At 41.0% G+C, this 14,345-nt stretch carries 12 protein-coding genes, 3 tRNA genes and 3 pseudogenes; 8 read left to right on the top strand and 10 right to left on the bottom strand.

Features of this window, described 5'->3' with window-relative positions; translation table 11 throughout:
- Positions 1-231 precede the first annotated feature (231 nt).
- A complete protein-coding gene (locus A3CS_RS1000000111820) occupies positions 232-438 on the top strand; it encodes a hypothetical protein (protein ID WP_053330099.1) in 207 nt (68 codons plus the stop codon).
- A gap of 225 nt (positions 439-663) precedes the next feature.
- Here A3CS_RS1000000111820 and A3CS_RS0100170 read toward each other — a convergent pair.
- The 6 genes and pseudogenes from A3CS_RS0100170 to pgsA all read right to left on the bottom strand — a co-directional run.
- Positions 664-966, bottom strand: a pseudogene (locus A3CS_RS0100170) (ParB family protein); the annotation flags it as partial.
- Positions 944-1,186: pseudogene (locus A3CS_RS1000000111215) on the bottom strand (ParA family protein); the annotation flags it as partial. The pseudogenes A3CS_RS1000000111215 and A3CS_RS0100170, both read right to left, overlap by 23 nt.
- Positions 1,187-1,255: 69 nt before the next feature.
- Positions 1,256-1,331 (bottom strand) — tRNA-Lys (locus tag A3CS_RS0100165).
- Between the two features lie 52 nt (positions 1,332-1,383).
- Positions 1,384-1,470, bottom strand: a tRNA-Leu gene (locus A3CS_RS0100160).
- A gap of 1 nt (position 1,471) precedes the next feature.
- Positions 1,472-1,547: transfer RNA gene (locus A3CS_RS0100155), tRNA-Gly, on the bottom strand.
- 160 nt (positions 1,548-1,707) lie between these two features.
- Positions 1,708-2,265, bottom strand: a complete 558-nt coding sequence (gene pgsA / locus A3CS_RS0100150; RefSeq protein WP_005541115.1) for a CDP-diacylglycerol--glycerol-3-phosphate 3-phosphatidyltransferase — start codon at positions 2,263-2,265, stop codon at positions 1,708-1,710.
- 254 nt (positions 2,266-2,519) lie between these two features.
- Here pgsA and metC point away from each other — a divergent pair, with 254 nt between their 5' ends.
- The 4 genes and pseudogenes from metC to A3CS_RS1000000112395 form a co-directional block, all read left to right on the top strand.
- Positions 2,520-3,710 carry a cystathionine beta-lyase gene (gene metC / locus A3CS_RS0100145; RefSeq protein ID WP_019518129.1) on the top strand — a complete coding sequence of 397 codons (1,191 nt, stop codon included), beginning with the start codon at positions 2,520-2,522 and terminating at the stop codon, positions 3,708-3,710.
- A gap of 213 nt (positions 3,711-3,923) precedes the next feature.
- Entirely contained in the window at positions 3,924-4,976 is a 1,053-nt protein-coding gene (locus A3CS_RS0100140; RefSeq protein ID WP_005541120.1) for a porin, read from the top strand.
- Positions 4,977-5,119: 143 nt separating this feature from the next.
- Positions 5,120-5,377, top strand: coding sequence for an AbrB/MazE/SpoVT family DNA-binding domain-containing protein (locus A3CS_RS0100135; protein ID WP_005541121.1), 258 nt, complete (start codon positions 5,120-5,122; stop codon positions 5,375-5,377).
- Positions 5,377-5,478, top strand: a pseudogene (locus A3CS_RS1000000112395) (type II toxin-antitoxin system PemK/MazF family toxin); the annotation flags it as partial. The gene A3CS_RS0100135 and the pseudogene A3CS_RS1000000112395, both read left to right, overlap by 1 nt.
- 10 nt (positions 5,479-5,488) lie before the next feature.
- On the opposite strand, the gene A3CS_RS01000000110720 reads toward A3CS_RS1000000112395, so the two are convergent.
- The 3 genes from A3CS_RS01000000110720 to dnaK form a co-directional block, all read right to left on the bottom strand.
- Positions 5,489-5,743 (bottom strand): type II toxin-antitoxin system PemK/MazF family toxin, encoded by a 255-nt coding sequence (locus tag A3CS_RS01000000110720; RefSeq protein ID WP_267878832.1) that lies wholly within the window; start codon positions 5,741-5,743, stop codon positions 5,489-5,491.
- A 58-nt stretch (positions 5,744-5,801) separates the two neighbouring features.
- Positions 5,802-6,929 (bottom strand): molecular chaperone DnaJ, encoded by a 1,128-nt coding sequence (dnaJ, locus tag A3CS_RS0100120; protein ID WP_005546699.1) that lies wholly within the window; start codon positions 6,927-6,929, stop codon positions 5,802-5,804.
- 434 nt (positions 6,930-7,363) lie between these two features.
- A complete protein-coding gene (dnaK, locus tag A3CS_RS0100115; protein WP_012820932.1) occupies positions 7,364-9,265 on the bottom strand; it encodes a molecular chaperone DnaK in 1,902 nt (633 codons plus the stop codon).
- Between the two features lie 285 nt (positions 9,266-9,550).
- Here dnaK and A3CS_RS0100110 point away from each other — a divergent pair, with 285 nt between their 5' ends.
- Complete coding sequence (locus A3CS_RS0100110; protein ID WP_005544691.1) at positions 9,551-10,984, top strand: YdgA family protein; 1,434 nt, start codon at positions 9,551-9,553, stop codon at positions 10,982-10,984.
- Positions 10,985-11,343: 359 nt separating this feature from the next.
- On the opposite strand, the gene argS is transcribed toward A3CS_RS0100110, so the two are convergent.
- On the bottom strand, positions 11,344-13,077 hold the full coding sequence (gene argS, locus A3CS_RS0100105) for an arginine--tRNA ligase (protein WP_019518127.1): 1,734 nt from the start codon (positions 13,075-13,077) through the stop codon (positions 11,344-11,346).
- 96 nt (positions 13,078-13,173) lie between these two features.
- Between argS and A3CS_RS0100100 the strand changes: the two genes are divergently transcribed.
- Both A3CS_RS0100100 and A3CS_RS0100095 read left to right on the top strand, forming a co-directional pair.
- Positions 13,174-13,761, top strand: coding sequence for a VOC family protein (locus tag A3CS_RS0100100; protein WP_005567779.1), 588 nt, complete (start codon positions 13,174-13,176; stop codon positions 13,759-13,761).
- A 41-nt stretch (positions 13,762-13,802) separates the two neighbouring features.
- Positions 13,803-14,258 (top strand): outer membrane lipoprotein, encoded by a 456-nt coding sequence (locus tag A3CS_RS0100095; protein ID WP_005542443.1) that lies wholly within the window; start codon positions 13,803-13,805, stop codon positions 14,256-14,258.
- Positions 14,259-14,345 lie beyond the last annotated feature (87 nt).

Below are 14,345 nucleotides of genomic sequence, written 5' to 3'. Positions count from 1 at the left end.
TAGAAATAAGAATAAATCTATCTACTCGCAACTCTCTTAATAAAGTATAACTTATCAAAGAAACACCTGAACTGCTTTTTGATGGCGATAAGTTAATTGTATTAGAGGTTGATAGTCTTGATAAATTGCATGAAGTATATACTTTTGTAAGTTGTCATATGCGTAAATTTGGTGAATTACATCATTTGGAATTAACTTGTTAAGTTTTGAATAACATAGAAAGGTGAAAGTATGAATTATGCCTTAATAGGAATTTTATTATTTTTAATGTCCACTAATTTAACATCAGGGCTGAAGGGAGCGGATCGAAAAGTAAAAATAAAAGTAGCTCTATCTTATCTTTGTTTTTTTCTTCTTTTTGGTGTATTGATGGTATCTTACCACTTTGCTAGTTCTAATTTGTTAGAAAATCCAATAATGCAAAAACTAACTCAATAGATAAAGCTAGGTGTTCAATGTCATCCGTTTGTAATAAGGTTAATAAGTCATAATAGAAGCGAATTTTGCTCTCCGGTGATTCGATATCTAACGGGCGCATGCGATAGCTATAACCAATCTTCCGTATTGTCGGTCGTATTGTCTTCGTTGCAACGGGAAAGACTGTTTTGCCAGATATCATCGAATTGGATATCGGTATTGAATTGATAATTTTGCCAGACAGACAATCAACAAATCCAGTTCGGCTTCAACACTATCGGCGGAGTCCCCTTTCCATGGCTTGTATAAACATTCGATGGACCAAAAGCGCTGATCCTGGGTTTCGGTGAAAAGTTCTTTTAATGCCTGAATTCGGGTATTACCACCATCTGCGATAATATAATACGGTTCACCCGGGCGTTGAGTAATATTGGGTTTATGATCCAATCCGCGACGACGAATTGATTCTTTAATCATTTCAAAATTCGGGTTGCGGGTTTTCCGTGGGTTATGCTCATAAGGGCGTAACTTGTCCAGGGTCAACATCACGCAGCGATAGAAACTCATGAATTCCGCCGGGAGCGGTTTCAGCTAAACTATAGTAAGAACTTAGTGTCGGTTGTGTATCTGTATCAATCAGTAAGGTTCTTAAACCATGGTCCGCACAAAATGCACCGATATTGGCAGCATTAGTGCTTTTGGCAGAACCACCTTTTGTACAGGATATTGTAATAATGTAAGGTTTTTTAGAAGTGTGGTTAATGCACATATTTTACTCACTTAACAGAAGATTAACGTTAAGGAGTATTTGGGCAACCGGTCCGGAGCTTTAACTTTTTGGTGGGTCGTGAAGGATTCGAACCTTCGACCAACGGATTAAAAGTCCGCTGCTCTACCGACTGAGCTAACGACCCGTGTGCACTTTTCTTTGGAGGGTAGCTATTTAATAAGAAAGGTATTATTAAATGGTGCCCGAGGCCAGACTTGAACTGGCACGCCTCGAAAGGCGAGGGATTTTAAATCCCTTGTGTCTACCGATTCCACCACTCGGGCTTGGAGCGGGAAACGAGGCTCGAACTCGCGACCCCGACCTTGGCAAGGTCGTGCTCTACCAACTGAGCTATTCCCGCATCACTATTTGGTAGCACCAAATAACGGGGTGCATTTTACGGATTTCTTTCTGTTAGTCAAACGGAAATTTTAAAAATTTATTTAACTGATTAAAAATAAATCAAATTTAAGTTATGATCAGTGGCAGTTCGTTAAAACACCTTGAAAAAGGACCGCACTTTATTTGTGGAAGTCTTCCAACAAGCTGTCTTTTGCTGCAGTGAGATATTGCAACATTGACCAAATGGTTAAAATCGCAGCAATATAAAGCAGGACAATGGCAATTACTTCCATGGCAAAGTTATAACGCCATAACAACCCGCCTAACGCCAACATTTGTGATGTGGTTTTGACTTTTCCCAACCAAGATACCGCAACTTTGCTACGACTGCCTAATTCTGCCATCCATTCGCGCAACGCGGAGATAATAATTTCGCGGGAAATAACCACAATGGCCGGCAATGTGATCCAAAAAGTGTGATTGTATTCCACAACCAATACAAGCCCGGCAACCACCATGACTTTATCCGCAACGGGATCCAAAAATGCGCCGAAGCTGGTGGTTTGTTTCCATTTGCGTGCTAGATAGCCGTCCAACCAATCGGTCACTCCGGCGATGAAAAAAATTAGAGTAGTTAAAAATGGCGCCCAATCAAAGGGGAGGTAGAAAGCGATGATAAAGAAAGGAATTAAAATAATCCGAAATAGCGTCAGAAAAATGGGGATGTTAAATTTCATAGGATTGCTTTAGGTTGCCATTGATTGGAGAGTTATTGTAAATCAGATTATGCCTTTTTTAAATGGTAATTTCGTAAAATTTTGTCGCAAAAAGGGTTTTGTTATCAGACCGGATTAGCGTTAATATGCTTGTCAACTTATGTATAAATCATCAAAATAATTTATTTGCTCCGCCAGAGTTGTTAGCTATGCCAACGTTTAAAAAATGTAAATTTTGGTGACCGCACTTTTTCTTTGATTTTATAGGACTCTCCATGTCAGAAAAATTCTCTTTAGCCACCACATTCGTTCATGCCGGCAGAAAAAAACGTTATACCCACGGTTCCGTCAATCCGGTAGTACAACGCGCTTCATCGTTGGTATTTGATTCTTTAGCGGATAAGAAACACGCCACCATTAATCGTGCCAAAGGTGAATTATTTTATGGCAGACGGGGAACCTTAACCCATTTTGCCTTGCAAGATGCGATGTGTGAATTGGAGGGCGGGGCAGGTTGCTATTTGTATCCGTGCGGTGCGGCTGCCGTGACTAACAGTATTCTTTCTTTTGTACAAACCGGTGACCATATCTTGATGACCGGTGCGGCATATGAACCGACGCAGGATTTTTGTAATATCGTGCTTAGAAAATTAGGGGTAACGACCACCTTTTATGATCCGCTGATGGGAGGTCAAATTGCGCAATTGATTCGACCGAATACAAAAGTATTGTTCCTTGAAGCACCAAGTTCGCTCACCATGGAAGTGGCGAATATTCCCGCGATGGTGAAGGCTGTGCGGGAAGTCAATCCGGAAATTGTCATTATGATTGATAATACTTGGGCGGGCGGTGTGCTATTTAAAGCCTTAGAACATGATATTGATATTTCCATTCAAGCGGGCACAAAGTATTTGGTAGGGCATTCCGACATCATGATTGGCACGGCGGTATCCAATGCGCGCTGCTGGGATCAGCTACGGGAACATTCCTATTTAATGGGGCAAATGGCGGATGCTGATAGTGCCTATATTACAGCGCGTGGGTTACGCACATTGGGCATTCGCTTGAAGCAACACGAAGAAAGCAGCATAAAAATAGCGCAATGGTTGACGCAACAACCGGAAGTTAAGGCAGTTTATCATCCGGCACTACCGAGCTGTCCCGGGCATGAATTTTTTAAACGGGACTTTCTCGGCGCCAGTGGTTTATTTTCTTTTGAATTAAAACAAAGACTTACGCAACAACAATTGGAGATTTTTATGAATCATTTCCAATTATTTACCATGGCATATTCTTGGGGCGGTTTTGAATCGCTCATTCTTTATAACCAACCGGAAGAGATTGCAAAAATTCGTTCGAATATTCAGAGAAAATTAGAAGGCACATTAATTCGGCTGCATATCGGATTAGAAAATGTTGATGATTTAATTGCAGATTTAAGCGCCGGATTTATGCGTTTAAAATAATCAATTTATGATTATTTTTTCTTCATTTTTATGTGTAAAATGTGATCTGTATCAGAAAATTGGAACAAAAAAGTGAACTTCTGATTGACACTATTATTTTTCTTTGCCAAGATTGCGAGGCTTCAAAAAGGAAGTAGCTTGAACTCTTCATCATCAAGTGAAGAGTTCAATTTTTACCCTATAACAAATGATTTCTGAAAAGGAATGAAGATTATGAAAAAGACAGTAATCGCATTAGCAATCGCTGCATTAGCAGCAACCGGCACGGCAAGTGCTGTAAAAGTTTATAATCAGGATGGTACGAAAGTTGAGCTTGGTGGTTCAATGCGTATCTTCTTAGGCAAGTTAGGTAAAAATCAACGTGGTGACCTTGTAAATGATGGTTCCCGTATTAAAATTAAAGCGTCTCAAGAATTAGATAACGGCTTATCTGCATTTGTTAGTTATGAGCTTCGTTTCGAAAGAGAAGCTCTTAAAAACAAGCAAAAGGCAAGTAATAATTTTGGTGATCCGACAACTCGTAAATTATTTGTTGGTTTAGGCTTCAAAGATGTGGGTGAGTTAAGTTTTGGTCGCCAGTCTACTAATGCAGATGATGTTTTGGGTGACAGCCTATATTATGGTTCAGGCGATTTAAGTGACTTGACCACTCGTTCTGACAAATCTGTTAAATTCCGGTCTGCAGATTTTAATGGGTTTAGTTTTGGTGTGGATTACTTATTTGGTAATGCAGAGAAGTATAAAGGAACAGCTAATGCGAATCGCTATAAGAATGGTTATGGTGTAGCGGCTTTTTACAATTATGATTTTGCAGAAAATCATAAAATTGACTTTGGTGCTACTTATGCGGTTGACCAATATGATACGTTGACAAGTTCATCAACCAACCGTAAAGAACACAAGTGGTTGCTTGCAACTCACTATCAGCTTGATGCATTGAAGTTAGGCGTAGCATATGGACAATATCATTCTAAAACTAAAGGTGTAGAAGCTGTTAAAACTCGTTATATTTTCTTAGAAGGTAAGTATGACTTGAATGAACTTACAGGTATTCCAACAACCTTTGGTTTACAATGGGAAAGAAAGAGTGCAAAACAAACTTCAGCAGCGCCAAGCCATATTGAAAATCACTATATTGTGAATGTTGATTATGAATTTAATAAACATGTAATTCCTTATGTGTCATATATTCGTGCAACTGATAAAGATGATAAAATCCGTAAAAACGAAAATATTTACGGTGCAGGTTTGCGTGTATTTTTCTAATTTGAGTTAAATCTCATTGAAAAGACCGACTTTAAGTCGGTCTTTTTTTGCTTATTAGGAAAAAGAAGTGTTTTTGGACTGTACTTGATTTTTGTTCTTATTAGGCTAAAATGTATCACAAAATGATACGTTGAGGTGAGGTAATGAATACAAGACTAGAAATTAAACAATGGGGAAATAGCAAGGCAATTCGCTTACCGAAAGATTTTATTCATACACTAAATCTTGATACGGGTGATTTTTTAGAATTAAACCAAGTGGATAATAAATTTATTTTAACGGTTATTCCTAAAAACAGCCCAAAGAAACGATTAACCTTAGATGAACGTTTGCAAAATGAAAACTATCAGATTTTAAATGATTGGGACAATTTTCCTATTGCCGGTGAGGAGTTAATTTAATGTATATTCCTGAACGTGGCGATATTGTAAGAATTTGTTTAAATCCGGTTGTTGGTAATGAAATTCAGGGGGAACAACGACTGGTTTTAGTCATTAGCCCCATCTTCGCCCTCAATCATTAACGATTGCCGTGATAATATCTTGGACTTCCTGCACTAACTCAATGGGTGCAGTTTCCACTTTCTTAATCGCTCGATTACGCCAATCTAATGTTCTGGATTGATTGGCTACAACGCCACCTAATGTATCCAAACCATATCCCATTAAACTCACATAAAAGCCACCTTTTCTAGAAATTGAGGCTTCACCTTGCGTGATCGGGCAGACTAAAATTAATCCATATTGATTAAAACGTTTGATGCGAATAAAAAGTACGGTAGAAACACCAAAAATTTCTACCGCACTTTTCTGTTTTTAAACTGGTTTACTTCGTCAGATCATCAAAGAAACGTTTTACGCCATCTAAGAAGCTGGAGGATTTCGGACGTTGCTTGGTTTGTCCTTCCAGGCTTTCCTCCAGTTTGCGTAATAATTCTTTTTGCTCCTCGTTTAATTTAACCGGGGTTTCTACAATAATTCGGCAAGTTAAATCCCCTGCGTAGCCGCTTCGGGTTGACGTGACACCTTTCCCGCGCATACGGAATAATTTTCCGGTTTGGGTTTCTTCCGGGATTTTTAACTTCACACGACCATCCAGTGTCGGCACTTCAATTTCTCCACCAAGGGCAGCCATGGTAAAACTGATCGGTACTTCACAATAGAGGTTGCTGCCGTCACGTTCAAAAATATGGTGTTCTTTAACATGAATCACCACATATAAATCGCCTGCCGGGGCGCCGTTTTCACCTGCAGCGCCTTCACCTGAAAGACGTAGTTGATTGCCTGTGTCCACGCCCGCCGGGATTTTAACGGAAAGATTTTTCGCTTTATTGACTCTGCCGTCACCATGGCAGGTTTTACATGGTTTCTCAATTTTCTTACCGGTGCCATGACAGAAATGACAAGGTTGTTCTGTTACAAAGAAGCCCTGTTGACGACGTAAACGACCGGCACCATGGCAATGCGGACAGGTTTCGACTTTCGAACCCGCTTCAGCGCCTGTGCCGTGACAAGTATCACATGGGGCTAAGGTATGAATTTTTATGTCTTTTGTAGTGCCTTTTACAGCTTCTTCCAGCGTAATTTCAATGTCGTACCGCAAATCGTCACCACGCACAACGCGTTGGCGCCCACGTCCGCCACCACCGAAAATATCTCCGAACATATCGCCGAAAATATCCCCGAAATCCGCACCGCCAAAACTGCCGCCACCAAAGCCAGTTCCTTGTTCAAACGCCGCGTGCCCATATTGATCATAGGCAGCGCGTTTTTCTTTATCGTTTAGCACTTCATAGGCTTCTTGAATTTCTTTGAATTTTTCTTCTTTCTCTTTATCGCCCTTGGTTCTGTCAGGGTGATACTGCATCGCGAGCTTTTTATAAGCACGTTTGATTTCTTTTTCATCGGCGGATCGGGAGATGCCGAGGAGTTCGTAGTAGTCTTGTTTTGCCATTAGGTGGTTTCCGTTTTGGTCTTGGTTTTGTTCTCTGTTTGAGGAATTTTTCTTCGTTAATTAGTATCGGGTTTCGCCGATGGCGACCTACTTTTCTTTGCTTGTGCAAAGCAAAGTAGGCAAAAGAAACACACCCCGGATAAGCCGCTTTTCCTCTTTCCAATAGGATTTTCCTTACGGAAATTTTCGAACTCGCTACGCTCAAACAAGCGAAAATTTCCTAAAAATCCTATCTCCATTCGGGCGTCTTATACGGGGACCCCGTTTTATTCTTTCTCCGAATTTTCCCCTCTTTTGTAAAGAGGGGGGGGGAGATTAAAAGTGCGGTTAAAAATCATTTAAAATTTGACCGCACTTTTGTTTATCGGTTAGTTATGAGTAAATACACGAAAAGGGCGTAATAATACGCCCTTTGTTATTATCTAACAAATCAATTACTTGTTATCTTTCACTTCTTCAAACTCTGCATCAACAACATCATCATTTGGTTTGCTGTTGCTTTGAGCTTGTTGTGGATCGCCGTGTGGTTGAGCGGTTTGTGCAAGTTTTTGTGCAACTTCGGCTAATGCTTTGATTTTTGCTTCGATAACTGCTTTATCTTCGCCCTTCGCCGCTTTTTCCAAGTCACTTAATGCGCTTTCGATGGTGCCGCGATCTGCTGCAGGTACTTTGTCACCGGCTTCGTCCAATTGTTTGCGTGTGCTGTGGATTAAGTGATCCGCTTGGTTGCGGGCTTGTACCAATTCTTCAAATTTACGGTCGGATTCGGCATTTGCTTCAGCGTCGCGTACCATTTGTTGAATTTCTTCATCGCTTAAACCGGAAGAGGCTTTAATGGTGATTTGTTGTTCTTTACCTGTGCCTTTATCCTTCGCAGAAACGTGGATAATACCGTCTGCGTCGATGTCGAAGGTCACTTCAATTTGCGGCATGCCGCGTGGAGCCGGATTGATGCCTTCAAGATTGAATTGACCTAACGATTTATTGGCTGACGCTTGTTTACGCTCACCTTGTAACACATGAATGGTTACCGCACTTTGGTTATCTTCCGCTGTTGAGAACACTTGTGATTTCTTGGTAGGAATCGTGGTGTTTTTCTCAATTAAGGTGGTCATTACGCCGCCCATAGTTTCGATACCCAATGATAATGGGGTGACGTCTAACAATAATACATCTTTCACATCACCGGCTAACACACCGCCTTGTACCGCAGCACCGATAGCGACCGCTTCATCCGGATTCACGTCTTTACGTGGTGCTTTGCCGAAGAATTTTTCAACTTCTTGTTGAACAAGCGGCATACGGGTTTGACCGCCGACTAAAATCACATCGTCGATTTCAGACGGGGATTTGCCTGCATCTTTTAATGCAATACGTACAGGCTCAAGGGATTTCGCCACTAAATCCTCAACCAAAGACTCTAATTTTGCACGAGTCAATTTGATGTTTAAGTGTTTAGGACCGGTTGCATCCGCTGTGATGTAAGGAAGATTTACATCGGTTTGTTGGGCGGAAGAAAGCTCGATTTTGGCTTTTTCTGCCGCTTCTTTTAAACGTTGCATTGCAAGCGGGTCGTTGCGTAGGTCGATGCCCTGTTCTTTTTTGAACTCATCCACTAAGTAGTTGATGATACGGTTATCAAAGTCTTCACCACCTAAGTGTGTATCACCGTTGGTTGCTAATACTTCAAAGGTTTTTTCGCCGCCTACTTCATCGATTTCGATGATAGATAAGTCGAATGTACCGCCACCTAAGTCGTATACCGCGATGGTTTTGTTGCCAGTGCCTTTGTCTAAGCCATAAGCTAATGCCGCGGCGGTCGGTTCGTTGATGATACGTTTAACGTCTAAACCTGCGATACGACCTGCATCTTTTGTTGCCTGACGTTGTGCGTCGTTAAAGTATGCCGGCACAGTAATAACCGCCTCGGTAACCGGTTCGCCCAAATAATCTTCGGCAGCTTTTTTCATTTTTTTCAATACTTCAGCAGAAATTTGCGGAGGCGCTAATTTTTCTCCTTTCACTTCAACCCACGCATCGCCGTTGTCTGCTTTGGTAATGGCGAACGGCATAATGTCGATATCGCGTTTTACTTCCTCATCTTCAAAACGACGGCCGATTAAACGTTTGATGGCGAATAAGGTATTTTTCGGGTTGGTTACCGCTTGGCGTTTTGCCGGTTGACCGACTAAAGTTTCATTGTCATTTGTATAAGCAATGATTGACGGAGTAGTACGATCGCCTTCTGCGTTTTCGATAACACGAGGTTTTTCACCTTCCATGACGGCAACGCAAGAGTTGGTTGTACCTAAGTCAATACCAATAATTTTTCCCATTTGTTTTCTCCTAGTGAAATTTAATTCTGTGTAATGATTTACAAATTGTAAGATGTGGATGCTTTTCCGCATTTCAAGTCATATTTTTAAAAATTTTTGACAGAGGAAAAGTGCGGTCGATTTCCTGTTCGTTTTCGTAGAATAAGGTTAAAAATATGAACTTCAAGGGAAAATGAAATTTTTTTCATTTTTGTTTTGTGAATGAATTGATCCCTTTTTTATTTATGTTAGATTAGCCGAAATCATTATTATTGCGTATCATCTATTATATAAAGGACATATTGTATGAAAAAATCAGCGTTAGCTTTAGGGGTGGTTGTGGCGTTAGGAGCGACTTGGACCGGTGGTGCTTGGTACACTGGCAAGGTGGCAGAAACGGAATTTGCCCGTCAAGTGGATATTGCCAATAAAGATCTTAACAAATCCGCCTATTCTTTAGGCTTAGATATTCGATTTGATAATGTTTCTTTTGAACGCGGCTTATTCAGCTCTAAAACCAAATATAAAATTCTGGTTTCTGAGCTTGATAATCCCGGTAAAACCTGGGCATTGCCGTTTGAAGGCATTTTATACCATGGTCCGTTGCCGTTAAATCAACTTTCCCACTTTAACTTCATGCCAAGTATGTTCTCGAGTGTAGATTTCATAACCAAAAACGAAACCACAACGCCTTGGTTTGACGCCACGAAAGGTAAAACGCCGGTTATGTTGACGACCTCCGTCGGCTATAACCAAAGTGGTTCATCCAAGGTGGAACTGGTACCTTTTGAGGCACTAATGAAAGACGGTACATTAGCAGCTAACGGTTTTGATGTGAAATTCGGCTTTGTACGCGAAGGCATTAATAAACTGGATTTAGACCTCACCAAACTAGTGTATAGCAAGTCGGATAGTAAAGATTCCATTGAGTTGAATGATGTAAAAATCGACGTGGATTACCGGCGTATTCCGGAGTGGGAATATCTTCCTATCGGTAAAAAATTTTTGTCCGGTGGCGTAATTAAAATTAACGACACAGATGCCGAAGGTAAAACCAATAATGTTGAATTTAAAAACTGGAAAATTGATTTCGATACGGCCAGAAAAGACCAATTTCTGGATTTCGGTGCGAAAATTGCATTTAACGGCATGACTATTCGTGGTATGGGCTTTGGTGATTTGACTATTGATTCTGCTTTTAATCACGTTGACGGTGAAACTTTTAATCAATTAATTCAGGTTTATACCGAGGCGGCGAAAAAGCAGCAAGAAGAATTTGCCGAAGCCAAATTACAGGCAGCGAAGAAATTCCTTGATACTCAACCGCAATTTGTGTTTAGTCCGACATTAACTAATCAAGTCGGTAAAATTGCCTCAAATTTAGATATTTCTATTGCAAGCTCTGATTTTGAAAATTCTATTAGCAAAGGAAAAATCTTCAATCTATTTAATCACTTTATTTTCAAAGTGGATGCGAACAAAGATGCTTTAATCGAAGAAATGGCGAACGCACTGCAATTGAAAAGCCCGGATAGAGAGCAAGCAATGAAAATGGCAGCCACACAAGTGAATGAAGGTGTGAAAAGCGGTGTTCTGCAAGGTGTATTGGTCGAAGACGGTAAACAAGTAAAATTGGATCTCGTATTGGAAAAAGGCCAGCTGAAATTAAATGGTCAGGTGATTTCGGAAGAACAAGTGGCTTCTATGTTATTCTTAGCCGCGATGTCAATGGGACATTAATTTCTCGTCTGGCAAGAACCGAAAATTCGTTAATTTAATTAAAGTGCGGTCATAAAAAATATTATTTTTTATGACCGCACTTTTCATTTGTAAAGCGAACTTTAGTTAAGGTAAATTTTTTGTAAAACAGTAGGTTATGTCACATTTATTCGCAATAATGGTTTGCCTTCCAGTCATTAATTGAGTATCCTTAGCCGCAACAAAAACAAGTGCTATATAAATAGCCAAACATATTTTGCTTTCCGAGTAGTGCCTCCTGTGAGGCACTTTTTTTATCCGATTTTTTCTCAATAACCTAGCAAGTTCCAAAATAAAAAATCCCGCGCTGAACGAACGGGATCTTTTTGAATTGGATGAAACTACATTCTCTCGACGGTTTTAATGCCCAGTAAATCTAATCCTTGTTTTAAGGTTCTTTCTGTTAATAACGCCAGTTTTAAACGGCTGAGTTTTACCTGTTGGTCTTCGTTATTGAGAATCGGGCAGTGCTCGTAGAAAGAAGAGAACACGCCTGCCAATTCATATAAATAGGCACAAAGAATGTGTGGCGTACCGTCTTTTGCCACGAGTTGAATGGCTTCTTCAAATTGCAGTAATTTGATTGCCAACGCGCGTTCTTTTTCATTCGTTAAGGTTAATGGCGCCTGTTTTACCTCTCCGGGGCTGATTTGGCTGCGGTTAAAGATAGAACGAATGCGAGTGTAAGCGTATTGCATATAAGGCGCAGTGTTGCCTTCAAAGCTTAGCATATTGTCCCAATCAAACACATAATCGGTGATACGGTTTTTGGATAAATCTGCGTATTTTACCGAACCGATACCTACCGCCTCGATCACATCGGCTTTTTCCTGCTCGGAAAGTGCGGTGGATTTTTGCGATATTAATACGCCGGCACGTTCAATGGCTTCGTCCAATAAATCCGCCAGTTTTACGGTGTCGCCACTGCGGGTTTTGAATGGCTTGCCGTCTTTGCCGAGCATCATGCCAAAATTTTTGTGTTCTAATTGGAAACTGTCCGGCACATAACCGGCCTTGCGGGTAATCAGCCAGGCTTGTTGCATATGTTGGCTTTGGCGGGTGTCGGAGAACACCAATGCACGGTTGGCTTTTAAGGTTTCATAGCGATATTTGGCGGCGGCAATATCGGTGGTGGTATAAAGAAAACCGCCGTCTTTTTTCTGCACGATAACGCCCATCGGGCCATCGTCTTTATTTTTAAATTCATCTAAATAAACCACCCATGCACCGTCGTCTTCTACGGCGAGACCTTGTTTTTTAAGACCTTCTACAATGCCCGGCAGCATTGGGTTATACAGGCTTTCACCCATGACATCTTTTTCGGTTAAGGTCACATTTAAACGATCGTAATTGTGTTGATTTTGTTGCATAGTGATTTTTACCAGCTTTTGCCACATGGTACGGCAATATTCATCGCCGCTTTGCAGTTTCACTACATAATTGCGGGCTTTCTCGGCAAATACCGGATCTTCGTCATAATGTTTCTTCGCTGCACGATAAAAGGCTTCCAAATCGCTGAGTTCCATTTCAGAGGCGTGTTCGTTTTCCATTTTTTCCAAATAGGCAATTAGCATGCCGAATTGTGTACCCCAATCGCCTACATGGTTAGCACGGATAACATGATTGCCTAAAAATTCCAACGTACGCACTACAGCGTCGCCGATGATGGTGGAACGTAAATGCCCCACGTGCATTTCTTTGGCAACGTTCGGGGAAGAATAGTCTACCACCACTGTTTGTTTATCCTGATGGTGAATGCCTAATTTCGAATCTTTCACAGCGTTGCCGATATTCTCCGCTAACCAGCCGTCTTTCAGAAAAATATTAATAAACCCCGGGCCGGCAATTTCGGTTTTTTCCGCAATATCTTGCAATTCGGCCTTCGCTAACACCAGTTGCGCAAATTCACGCGGGTTTATGCCTAATTTTTTGGCAGCAGGCATGATGCCGTTGGCTTGATAATCGCCGAATTGCACCTTGCCCGATTGGCGAACCAACGCATTACATTGTGCATCGGCGCCGGCAGCAAGCATCGCCTGTTTGATTTTTTCGGATAAAATAGATTGAATATTCACGGTTAAACCTTAAACTTTTTAAATAAGTTGGGCTGATAAAAATAGCTGGGTATAATACCGCTCTTTAACGTTTCAGAAAAGCCAAAAAGGAAAATTATGTCGTTTCGTTTCCCTCATAAAATGTTTGAAAAACAGACCGCACTTTTCACTGATTTTGAAGATTTTGAACAAAAAATTCATACTTTGGCGCAACGGCTTGATTTAAATTTGTCGGAATATGAAATTGACCATCTTTCTTTACGTGTCAATACCGAGCAAGCGGCGCAAGCATGGTTGGCGTTATTGTTAAAGCAAGGTTCGGTGTTACGTGATAATGTAGTGAACGGGCGTGTGATCTATCTTATTCAGCTTAATGAGCCTATATGCTTTGTCGGGCAATGGGTGGATGTGGTGGAGTTGCCGCTGCCGAAAGATAAGCATTACCCGCAAGAAACCTGGGAGCATATTGAGGTGGTTGTGCCGTTTTGGGCGAACGAAACAGCAGATGAATGGGTAGCACGCATAAAAAAATCGTTTTTGCGGAACCAATTTTCAGATCTGACAGTCAAAGCGAGCAAACCAAAAGCAAGCGGTGAAATACTGGATAATTTATCCGTGGCGGTGAGTTTTTTTGATAAAACACACAACCATACTTGCATTAAGTTTCATCCATATAGTATCAAAAAAATCATTAATGCGGTATGATAGGTCTGATTTAATAACTTCATAATTTTAAGGAGCATTTTATGAAAAAAATCGTATTAGCTGTTTTAGTGGGCTTAACTGTTGCCGGTTGTGCTAATCAAGATGTTTATAGTGGCAGTGTGTATTCTTCGGGACAAGCAAAAGAAGCGCGTTCTATTAGTTATGGTACCATCGTTTCAACCCGCCCGGTGAAAATTCAGGCAGATAACCAGGGCGTGATTGGTACTATTGGCGGTGGTGCAATTGGTGGTATTGCCGGATCTGCAATCGGTGGTGGTACAGGTAGAGCGCTTGCAACGGCTGTTGGAGCAATTGCCGGTGCAGTTACCGGCAGTAAGGTTGAAGAAAAAGTCAGCCAAGTTAGCGCCTTGGAAATGGTAATCAAAAAAGATGACGGAAAAGAAATTGTTGTAGTGCAAAAAGCCGAACCTAACTTAGTGCCGGGTGCTCGGGTACGTATCGTCGGCGGTTCACGTTTGAACGTTTCTGCACTTTAAGTGCTACCTATTCCTAAAAGGCTTTTGGCGAAATCCGAAAGCCTTTTTTACAGCCTAAACTTCAACAACATTTTCATTCTGTGCTAG

Origin of the sequence: Aggregatibacter actinomycetemcomitans DSM 8324 (genome assembly GCF_000372365.1) — a bacterium.
In the GTDB taxonomy this organism is placed as follows: domain Bacteria; phylum Pseudomonadota; class Gammaproteobacteria; order Enterobacterales; family Pasteurellaceae; genus Aggregatibacter; species Aggregatibacter actinomycetemcomitans.
Note: the sequence above shows the minus strand (reverse complement) of the source record. Positions and strands in the feature narration are given on the sequence as shown.

Excerpts from the sequence above, each read along its gene's own strand:
- A3CS_RS1000000111820 (WP_053330099.1), top strand. The coding sequence starts at position 232 with ATGAATTATGCCTTAATAGGAATTTTATTATTTTTAATGTCCACTAAT.
- pgsA (WP_005541115.1), bottom strand. The coding sequence starts at position 2,265 with ATGAAATTTAACATCCCCATTTTTCTGACGCTATTTCGGATTATTTTA.
- metC (WP_019518129.1), top strand. The coding sequence starts at position 2,520 with ATGTCAGAAAAATTCTCTTTAGCCACCACATTCGTTCATGCCGGCAGA.
- A3CS_RS0100140 (WP_005541120.1), top strand. The coding sequence starts at position 3,924 with ATGAAAAAGACAGTAATCGCATTAGCAATCGCTGCATTAGCAGCAACC.
- A3CS_RS0100135 (WP_005541121.1), top strand. The coding sequence starts at position 5,120 with ATGAATACAAGACTAGAAATTAAACAATGGGGAAATAGCAAGGCAATT.
- dnaJ (WP_005546699.1), bottom strand. The coding sequence starts at position 6,929 with ATGGCAAAACAAGACTACTACGAACTCCTCGGCATCTCCCGATCCGCC.
- dnaK (WP_012820932.1), bottom strand. The coding sequence starts at position 9,265 with ATGGGAAAAATTATTGGTATTGACTTAGGTACAACCAACTCTTGCGTT.
- A3CS_RS0100110 (WP_005544691.1), top strand. The coding sequence starts at position 9,551 with ATGAAAAAATCAGCGTTAGCTTTAGGGGTGGTTGTGGCGTTAGGAGCG.
- A3CS_RS0100100 (WP_005567779.1), top strand. The coding sequence starts at position 13,174 with ATGTCGTTTCGTTTCCCTCATAAAATGTTTGAAAAACAGACCGCACTT.
- A3CS_RS0100095 (WP_005542443.1), top strand. The coding sequence starts at position 13,803 with ATGAAAAAAATCGTATTAGCTGTTTTAGTGGGCTTAACTGTTGCCGGT.